Raw genomic sequence first — 6838 nt, 5'->3', positions numbered from 1 at the left:
CGCTTGACAGACCCTAGACGAGTGAAAAAATTGATTGCGGTGTTAGCTATAAGCTTCTGTTGGTGTTACTTAACGGGTGAATGGCAACATAATCAAAAAAAAGCGATAAAAATAAAGAAGCATGGACGACTCTCAATGAGTTTATTTCGCTATGGTTTAGACTATGTTCAAATGGCGATTCAGCGTTTAATTGGTTTTGGGAAAAAAGAAGAGTTTAAGGAAATTTTGGCAATTTTAAGAAAGCAGAATCCTGATAGGATAAGGGTTCTGTGAAATTTGTCGTGTACAGAGGAAAAAAATAAACAAGGTGCAGAATATTTAATTAATGCTGTGGCTGGAGTTGTAGGTGCTGGAGTAGGTAAAGGTGTCACTAAGGGGAAAGATGCTGATATTGAAATAAATCAAAAGCAATCTCTTGATGTGGGATGGGTTGATAATTATGGAAATCAAAAGAAAGTCACTGGAGATGGAACCGTGGCTAGAGATCATCAGCCGTCTAAAGCTGCATTATTAAAGAGAGCTGAAGACTTAAAGGAAGCGCCCTTAACTCAAGCAGAGAAAAATCGTATTATTAATGAAGGAATGAGTGTAACTGTACCAAATGAGGTGCATGCCGCAGGTCCAACCTATGCAGGAAAAAATAATAAAGGACTCATTGAAAATGATGCAAATGATTTACAAGCAGCACAAATTAGGGATTCTGAGGCAATGATAGATAATGCAAAAAAATTAACGCCTGAGTACGTTACAAAGTTGCAAGAAGCATGTACTACATTGAGCTGTAAAAATAATGCTGATTATGATAAATTTTTGAAAAATATTATGGATGAGGAGGCGAGAAAGAATGACAAATAAGTTTATTGATCATTTAATATCACTGTTGGGTAAGTCAAATATTGATGAAAAATTAGTTGATTTTTTTGTTAAAAATCAATTTGTGAAAAGTCAAGAGGAAATTAAATTACCAATTTATGATGAAGATGGTGATTTATTGGATGAGTATAATTTTTATATTAGTAAATATGATGAGGGATTGGGTTTTATATTTACTGATGAGTCTTTTTATTTAAATCAGGAGGACAAACCCATAACTGGTGAAAAAATATACTTAACGACTATATTTTTTTATAATGATGGTGTGGAAGGCTTTTCTCAATATAAACAAGAACTGCCATTTAATTTAAAATTTTCAATGAATAAAGCTGAAATTGAAAATATATTAGGAGTGCCATTATTTATTAAGAATGATGATGGCGTGGTTAGAAGCCAAAAATGGAAAATTGAAGATATTCCATTTACAATATATATTTCATATAACAATATAGGTGAGATTAGATATATTTCATTAAGTATTCCTTACTGATTTAGTTAAAGTCGTTCCTACCCTATTTTGAATAAAAAAGCGGTTCTTTATTTAAAATGGAGCTACATTAATAGTTTTTAAGGTAATCCTTCAATAAATAACCGAAGTTAAAAGTAGAGGTTAAGCAGCCATTAGAGGTGGCTTTCCTTTGTTAGCTTGATGTGGTCTTTCATGGTTGTAATGCCACAACCAGTTTGTTGCATAATCTTGTACTTCATCCAAAGTATCAAATAAATGCTTGCTCAGCCAACTATAACGTATGGTCCGATTATAGTGTTCAATATACGCATTCTGCTGTGGCTTACCCGGTTGAATATATTCAATACGAATACCGTGCTCAGTAGCCCAGCGCACAAATTCGTGACTGATAAATTCGGGACCTGAGATACCGTCTTGGTAGTCAATCAGGTTTTGAGATTATTCGACCACTAAATAATCTCTTCGATAGGCAGTCTGATGTTTTAAAACGCCATAACACAGATGTATAAGCTTGCGCATTGCAGCACCTAAAGCACACATTTTATTTTTACCCTGGCTTAATAATCGTTGATATAAAGCTTCAATGTGTGGATTATATTTAATCGCTGTTAATGCCGACATATACAATACTGAGCGTATTTTACTGTCACCTGCTTTTGATAAGTGACTTTGCTTGTTGACTGAACTGCCAGACAACTGATGTACTGGAACCAAACCTACATATGCAGCAGCTTGACTTGCTTTTTCAAACTTGTGCGAATGAAATAACCCCAACAGTAATAAGCCTGATCGTTCACCGATTGAAGGAATAGTTTGCAGTAATTTCAAATCCTGTTTCAATGTTGGATCTTGATCTATGTGATTATTTATTAACTTATCAATATGTTCAAGTTGCCGATTTAAATAGGCTTTGTTGCATAAACATTTTGCAAGGCACTGATTTTTAAAGGTTTGTGAAAATTTCAACCTAAGAATAAATTTAATAAAATCATATTCTTAGGTATTTGTGCAACAAAGCCGATCCGAATCGGAAGCCAAAAAGCTTTTGGGGCAGATTATTAGGACGGAAGTGAATTCATAGTAACTGTCCAAATGAAAGAAGAATCAGTGTCCTTTACGATAAGAATATGCAATTTATCTAAGAATTATATTGCTGAATAAGCTTTTAAGAATATAGGTTTGGGCAATAAAGCCTTTAAATTCTATTACTGAATAAACCCTAAGTGGCCGATTTGGAATAGGAATGAGTGGTAGGGTGCGAATAGGAATAGGTGGTAGGTTTATGCTGGAATATGCATTGAGTCCAATCCTTGATCGTGGAGACTATTGTATTAGAAACAATAGCAGACCTAAAAGGCTTTACTGGTATCCATTGATTATTCAATAACATTAAATAGAGCCGTGAGACGTTGAAAGGCTCACAGAGTGGGAGGTAAAGTATATCCTCATCTCTCGTAAAACAGCTGACGAAGTCCGAGATAGAATCATTGCGTCAAAAAAAACGTGATATTTGAGAACTAAAAAAGAAGTGGTACTCCTACTGGTTACTAAAATTAAAGTATATTGAATAATAAATTTATAAAACAATACTTTACAAATCTATATGATGCGTAGTGTACGCATCATACATAAAGCGTTCTATTTTGATATAATTGATCCAATCAACCCATTGTTAGGTTTCATTTAAATTCCATGAGTCTTACTGAAATTAAAGTTCGCCAAGCTCATTGTAAGGAAAAAACCAGTTTTTTATCCGATGAAGATGGGCTTAGCCTGAAGATTGAGCCGAGTGGAAGAAAATCTTGGTGCTATCGCTATACAGATCCACAAACTAAAAAACGTCGACGCATTCAGTTAGGTCGTTATCCTGATTTATCGCTGAAAAAGGCACGACAAGTCAGAGATGACTTTAAAGACAATGATTTCTGTTTTGAACAAGATACTGCCTCTAATGTCATCACCTTTGGTAAGGTCGGGGAGGAGTGGTTACAGTTCAAACTGAAAAATGCCTTCAACGATCTACCCCGCTGTGGTGTACTACAGTTAGCAGAAAGATGCTTACAGCAAGATATTTATCCAGACCTTCAGGATCTACCTTTTCAAAACATCAAGCGTTATGACCTGGTTTCAGTAATCAAAAAAATAGAGGGACGCCAAGTAAAAGAACCTGTCAAGAAAGCTTGTAGTTATTTGAACCAAATTTATGACTACGCTGTAGCGATGGGTTATTGTGAATTCAACATCGCGCATGGTTTAAATAAAATCGCCATTAACAGTAAAATCAAGAAAAATTATCCGTATTTGAAAGCGGAGGATATATCTGATTTTAAGTATAAATTACAAAAATTGGATGCCCATCCGATTATTAAAAAAGCACTGCTGTTCAAATTACATACTGGCGTGCGAGGGGCTGAATTGTTATTGGCTGAGCCTCATCATTTTGATTTAAATGAAAAAGTCTGGAAAATACCTGCCTTGCATATTAAACAGTTTCGACGAAAAGTCATATTAGGCCATGAGATTCCCGACTTCTTAGTTCCACTTTCAGATCAGGCTTTAGATATTTTAAAAGACGTCATGCAATGGTCATACGGTGAAAAGTACATTTTTGCTAGCCCACGGAAACATAATCAACCGATTCATTTTAATACATTAAATATGGCTATACGTAAGATGGGCTATGGAAAACATCAATTATCCTCTCATGGACTACGTTCCACTTTTAGTACCATTTTGAATGACTCAGGTTTGTTCCAGGATAACTGGATTGAGGCACAACTTTCACATATTGATAAGAACCGTACCCGTGCCAGCTATAATCACGCTGACTATTTAGCCCAGCGGACTGAAATGATGCAGTGGTGGGGTGATTATTTAAGTACTGCTAAGTGAAAATCGTACTTTTATACATAGACTTAAAACATTATGGGGTTTCAAATGGATAGTAAACAATATACTTGCCGTGTTACATGGTCAGCAGAATATAATGAGTATGTTGGGTTGTTCGAACCACAAGCACTAGCCATTTGTTGTAATTCAGCTTTAAGCGCCCTTAATTCTTTCATGCGTTTATTCACTAGTGCAAGTTGCTGATCAATTAATGCATTAACGCTAGAGCAGCTTTCTTCTGGCTTATTTTTTAATTCGATAAGACGTTTAATATCATTGAGTGATATATCTAGGCTGCGACAATGCTTTACGAATTCCAATTGTTTAAGTGCTTTGCTATCATACAGCCTGAAATTACCTTCTGAACGATTTGGATTTAACAGAAATCCTTCTCTTTCATAATATCTAATCGTTTGTATTGAACAGCCCGATTTTTTTGACAATTCGCCTATTTTCATCAATTTCCCCCAGACATTTGACTCTATAGTTACTATAGAGTCTATAGTATAAGTATGCAACGAAAAGGATATATAAAAAATGACTGAGAAATATTTAAACAATACGAATATCGTTAATTTTGAACACAAAGATATCCAATCCTTGATCGATCAACGTAGGTGGAAAAACTTGGATAACTTCAACAAAATTGGTGCCGCTTATCAGTTTGTAAAAGATGAGATTTTCTTTGGTTATAATGAAAGCGATGATATTGCAGCAAGCGATGTGCTAGCAGATGGTTATGGACAATGTAATACTAAGGGTAATCTGTTAATGGCACTATTGCGTGGACTAGGCATTCAATGCCGATTTCATGGGTTTACCATAGACCAGCAACTACAAAAAGGTGCTATCCCAAGCTATGTATTTTGGTTAGCACCTAAATACATCATTCATAGTTGGGTAGAAGTTTACTTTGAAGGGCGTTGGATAAACTTAGAGGGCTTTATATTGGATGAGCAATACTTAAGCTCTCTACAGGAGAAATTTGACCAAGTAAAAGATGATTTTTGTGGTTATGGTGTTGCAACAAAGTGCTTTTCATCACCAGATACAGATTGGCGTGGAGAAAATACCTATATTCAAAAAGAAGGTATTCATGATGACTTTGGGCTTTATGATTCCCCTGATGAGTTCTATCTCGAAAAAGGGACTAACTTGTCGGGGTTCAAACGCTGGATATATCAACGCTTGATACGTCACTTGATTAATATGAATGTATCAAAACTAAGAAATAGAAAAGTACTAGAGGTACAAAATGCACAACCATAATCATAGTCATCAACATGGTAAAGATGACCGTATTGGTTGGGCATTTTTCCTTAATGTGACATTCACTATTATCGAATTTATAGGTGGTTGGCTCACTAACAGTACGGCGATAATGGCAGATGCAGTTCACGATCTTGGTGATAGTCTTTCAATAGGTTTTGCGTGGATTTTAAGTCGTTTTTCAGATAAAGAAGCATCAGATAAGTTTAGTTATGGTTATCGTAGACTTACTCTCTTTGGCGCATTGATAAACAGTATTGTTTTAATCATTGGCTCAATTTGGATTTTATTTGAAGCAATTCCAAAGCTGTCCAATCCTGAAATGCCTGTAGTCGAGGGGATGTTAGGGCTAGCGATACTCGGCGTTGCCGTTAACGGATATGCTGTATTAAAATTAAAAGCGGGTGAAACATTAAATGAGAAAGTGCTGACATGGCACCTTCTTGAAGATGTACTTGGATGGGTTGCCGTTCTTATAGTCTCTATCGTACTGTTGTTCGCTGAACTGCCGATATTAGATCCCCTTTTATCAATAGGGTTCACGCTGTTCATCTTGTTTAATGTTTTCAAAAACCTGAAATCAACACTCGTTTTATTTCTTCAAGCTGCACCCGATAAAGAGACTCAAAAGCGTATTAAACTATCACTAATGGAATTTCCTGAAGTTAATGGTATCCACCACATGCACTTTTGGTCACTAGATGGTGAAAGTCACGTTTTAACAGCGCACCTTGAGCTGAGTGACAACTTTGACGTTAAAGAATTAATTAGGCTTAAACAAGAAGTTGCAGCTAAATTATCTTCCTATCATTTATCGCATACAACGATAGAGTTTGAGTTTTTAAATGAAAATTGTCGGGATGAAGCGCAGTAAGCTTTATCAATAAAATGTTGGGCATACAATATTAAAAGCAGCTTAATTAGGCATAACCTAGTAATTAAGCTGCTTTTTTTGATTTTAAATTTCGTCGGATTGCTGTTTGCTACTCTCAGAGCCATGCGCCCATTGATATAAAATAGGCAATACAAACAAAGTTAAAATTGTAGAAGATACAATACCGCCGATAACAACTGTTGCTAGTGGTCGTTGTACTTCTGCACCAATTCCAGTGTTTAACGCCATTGGAATAAAACCTAAACTTGCGACCAGTGCCGTCATTAAAATAGGTCTTAAACGAATGATGTGCTGAGTTTCCATCATTGTCTTGGCTTGATGCGGATCAGTCTAAAGCATTCTCAGGAATAGAGGAGCTCGTTGCTGATGTTGTCGCTGATATGATTAGCAATAATGAAAAAGTTCCTACACCACTCTCCGGGAAAATATAGTAGGCAGTTTGT

At 35.8% G+C, this 6838-nt stretch carries 6 protein-coding genes and 6 pseudogenes; 8 read left to right on the top strand and 4 right to left on the bottom strand.

What is annotated here, in order from left to right; translation table 11 throughout:
- From FTU66_RS13230 to FTU66_RS13220, 3 genes and pseudogenes are all read left to right on the top strand, one after another.
- Window positions 1-273, top strand: a pseudogene (locus FTU66_RS13230) (IS4 family transposase); the annotation flags it as partial.
- A 3-nt stretch (window positions 274-276) separates the two neighbouring features.
- A complete protein-coding gene (locus FTU66_RS13225) occupies window positions 277-855 on the top strand; it encodes a hypothetical protein (protein WP_179990664.1) in 579 nt (192 codons plus the stop codon).
- Window positions 845-1363, top strand: coding sequence for a hypothetical protein (locus FTU66_RS13220; RefSeq protein ID WP_154320120.1), 519 nt, complete (start codon window positions 845-847; stop codon window positions 1361-1363). Before FTU66_RS13225 ends, FTU66_RS13220 begins: the two co-directional genes overlap by 11 nt.
- Window positions 1364-1483: 120 nt before the next feature.
- On the opposite strand, the pseudogene FTU66_RS13215 reads toward FTU66_RS13220, so the two are convergent.
- Together FTU66_RS13215 and FTU66_RS13210 are read right to left on the bottom strand one after the other, a co-directional pair.
- A pseudogene (locus FTU66_RS13215) lies at window positions 1484-1747 on the bottom strand (integrase core domain-containing protein); the annotation flags it as partial.
- A gap of 33 nt (window positions 1748-1780) precedes the next feature.
- Window positions 1781-2257: pseudogene (locus tag FTU66_RS13210) on the bottom strand (transposase); the annotation flags it as partial.
- A 490-nt stretch (window positions 2258-2747) separates the two neighbouring features.
- On the opposite strand from FTU66_RS13210, the pseudogene FTU66_RS13745 reads away from it, so the two are divergent.
- Window positions 2748-2849 (top strand): annotated as a pseudogene (locus FTU66_RS13745) (recombinase); the annotation flags it as partial.
- 185 nt (window positions 2850-3034) lie between these two features.
- Window positions 3035-4234 carry an integrase arm-type DNA-binding domain-containing protein gene (locus tag FTU66_RS13205; RefSeq protein ID WP_005245164.1) on the top strand — a complete coding sequence of 400 codons (1200 nt, stop codon included), beginning with the start codon at window positions 3035-3037 and terminating at the stop codon, window positions 4232-4234.
- 41 nt (window positions 4235-4275) lie between these two features.
- Here the strand turns inward: FTU66_RS13205 and FTU66_RS13200 are convergent, their stop codons facing one another.
- On the bottom strand, window positions 4276-4689 hold the full coding sequence (locus FTU66_RS13200) for a Cd(II)/Pb(II)-responsive transcriptional regulator (protein WP_179989169.1): 414 nt from the start codon (window positions 4687-4689) through the stop codon (window positions 4276-4278).
- A 79-nt stretch (window positions 4690-4768) separates the two neighbouring features.
- On the opposite strand from FTU66_RS13200, the gene FTU66_RS13195 reads away from it, so the two are divergent.
- Window positions 4769-5500, top strand: a complete 732-nt coding sequence (locus FTU66_RS13195; protein ID WP_005245162.1) for a transglutaminase family protein — start codon at window positions 4769-4771, stop codon at window positions 5498-5500.
- Window positions 5487-6374 carry a cation diffusion facilitator family transporter gene (locus FTU66_RS13190; protein ID WP_127800877.1) on the top strand — a complete coding sequence of 296 codons (888 nt, stop codon included), beginning with the start codon at window positions 5487-5489 and terminating at the stop codon, window positions 6372-6374. The genes FTU66_RS13195 and FTU66_RS13190 overlap by 14 nt, the downstream gene beginning before the upstream one ends.
- Before the next feature lie 84 nt (window positions 6375-6458).
- Here FTU66_RS13190 and FTU66_RS13185 read toward each other — a convergent pair.
- A pseudogene (locus tag FTU66_RS13185) lies at window positions 6459-6683 on the bottom strand (efflux RND transporter permease subunit); the annotation flags it as partial.
- On the opposite strand from FTU66_RS13185, the pseudogene FTU66_RS13180 reads away from it, so the two are divergent.
- Window positions 6683-6826 (top strand): annotated as a pseudogene (locus FTU66_RS13180) (antitoxin HicB); the annotation flags it as partial. The pseudogenes FTU66_RS13185 and FTU66_RS13180 sit on opposite strands and share 1 nt — an antisense overlap.
- Window positions 6827-6838: the final 12 nt, after the last annotated feature.

The sequence above is a fragment of the Acinetobacter sp. YH12131 genome, from assembly GCF_013418635.1.
Taxonomy (GTDB): Bacteria; Pseudomonadota; Gammaproteobacteria; order Pseudomonadales; family Moraxellaceae; genus Acinetobacter; species Acinetobacter towneri.
The sequence above is the reverse complement of the archived record's forward strand: the minus strand, read 5'-3'. Positions and strand labels throughout refer to the sequence as shown.